Origin of the sequence: Methanoregula sp. (assembly GCF_002835825.1) — an archaeon.
GTDB lineage: Archaea > Halobacteriota > Methanomicrobia > Methanomicrobiales > Methanospirillaceae > Methanoregula.
Genome location: NZ_PIZH01000727.1, coordinates 1 through 1,086, shown reverse-complemented (window position 1 = coordinate 1,086; position 1,086 = coordinate 1). Strand labels below are relative to the sequence as shown.

The window sequence follows — 1,086 nt, the reverse complement described above, 5'->3', positions numbered from 1 at the left end:
GGTCATTGCAGGGCAGGGAACCCTGGGCCTTGAGATTATTGACGATCTTCCCGGTGCCGATCTTATCGTAGTTCCTGTCGGAGGCGGGGGCCTTATCGGCGGTATCGCAACAGCAGTAAAAGGCCGCAGGCCGGGCGCCAGGATTATCGGTGTCCAGGCACAGGAATGCCCGTCAGCGTATATGGCACTGCAGGAAGGAAGACCGGTTGCGGTGACACCGGGGCCCACCCTTGCAGACGGAATACGAATTGCAGCGACCGGGGAGATTGCATTTCCCGTCCTGCAGCACCTCGTTGATTCGGTAGTACTGGTCGCGGAACAGGAGATCGAGGACGCTATCCTCTTCCTCCTGGAGCGGAAACGGGTCATTGCCGAGGGGGCGGGGGCAACACCGCTTGCGGCACTTCTCTCAGGCAGGATCCCGGTGCAGCCCGGGATGAATATCGTCCTTGTCCTGAGCGGGGGGAACATCGATACCCATATCCTTGAAGAAGTTATCGCAGGGGCCCGGAAAAGGCAGAAATGAATACGGGGGATACGATTCTTCCGGATCAAGCCCTGGTGGCGGGACTCGGGAACCGGATCAGCCGCGCCGGTCCACCAGCCGTTTCGGCCGCCCTTTGATCCGGTACAGTTCCAGCGCCCCGGGGGAGGTGATATTGAAATCGATGACAAGACTACCCTCGGCATACTCCTGCACGAGGCGCGGTTTGAATTCAAGGAATGAGGCAAGGAAATTTTCCTGCACCAGTTTTTTGTCGCATTTCTCCGGATCAAACGCTTCCATGCTTACCCTGAGCACTACTTCATTTTCGTCCTCCCCGCCATAGAGAAACGCCTCGTACTCGCCGGTCAGGTACTCCATATTGCCCGGCTGGAAGACAGCTTTTTCGATATCCACGCGGTTGAACGGCGTCTCGAAAATCCAGATCGTCTCGGACTCACGGGTCGGGTTCATGATCCGCATGTGGGTCCTCCCGCAGGCACACTTTTCCCTGGAGACAACGACACTCGTATCCTCGGTGTCGTAATTGAGGTGAAGGGTCCCGACTTTCTCACCAACCGCCGGCAGGGGCGGAAGATCGC

The 1,086-nt window shown here is 58.1% G+C and carries 1 protein-coding gene and 1 pseudogene; one reads left to right on the top strand and one right to left on the bottom strand.

The window, feature by feature from the left end:
- Positions 1-526: pyridoxal-phosphate dependent enzyme (locus CW742_RS14740; protein ID WP_292421688.1), on the top strand; the 526-nt coding region annotated here is incomplete at its 5' end.
- A 57-nt stretch (positions 527-583) separates the two neighbouring features.
- Here CW742_RS14740 and CW742_RS14735 read toward each other — a convergent pair.
- A pseudogene (locus CW742_RS14735) lies at positions 584-1,086 on the bottom strand (coenzyme F390 synthetase); the annotation flags it as partial.